The following is a 490-nucleotide window of genomic DNA, read 5'->3' as shown; positions in this document are numbered from 1 at the left end:
CGGGGCGCGATCGTGCTGGTCGTCGTCGGCGCGGACCGCATCCTGCTGGGGCGCCACTACCCCACCGATGTACTCGCCGGATGCCTGCTGGCCGCCTGCATCACGCTGGTGGTCGCCGTTCTGGCCGGGCTGGTCCCCGCGCGCCGGGTTGAGCCCGGCACCGGCGACGCGGGACAGTCGGCAGGTGCTCCCCCGCTTCGAGACCATCGCCCGACACCGGCCGGTGGCGATCGTCGGAGTCCCGTGCGTCAGTGAGGAGTACGACGCGGGCGCAGGACCGCGGTCAGGAAGCGCAGCAACGCCCCTCCTGGCGCCGTACGCCGCCATCGAGGTGGCGTTGCCCCCTGACGCCCGTACGACGACCCTGGCCCTCACGGGCGCGGACGGCTCCGCGCTCGGGGTCAGCCTCACCGAGGGCGCGGTCGGGTTGTCGGTGGCCGTCGGTGGCTCCTCGACCGCGCACCGGAGCCGTCGTCACGGCCGCGTCGGA

Annotated in this window: 2 protein-coding genes; both read left to right on the top strand. The window is 74.7% G+C overall.

Translation table 11 applies throughout. The features are described from left to right. The first annotated feature begins 12 nt into the window (after positions 1 to 12). Positions 13 to 255 carry a phosphatase PAP2 family protein gene (locus ACOADB_RS04090; RefSeq protein ID WP_378596687.1) on the top strand — a complete coding sequence of 81 codons (243 nt, stop codon included), beginning with the start codon at positions 13 to 15 and terminating at the stop codon, positions 253 to 255. Beyond that, the coding region (locus ACOADB_RS04085) for a hypothetical protein (protein ID WP_378596655.1) at positions 185 to 490 on the top strand (306 nt) is incomplete at its 3' end. The genes ACOADB_RS04090 and ACOADB_RS04085, both read left to right, overlap by 71 nt.

The organism is Nocardioides sp. CPCC 206348, assembly GCF_048654705.1.
Lineage (GTDB): Bacteria > Actinomycetota > Actinomycetes > Propionibacteriales > Nocardioidaceae > Nocardioides.
The sequence above is the reverse complement of the archived record's forward strand: the minus strand, read 5'-3'. Positions and strand labels throughout refer to the sequence as shown.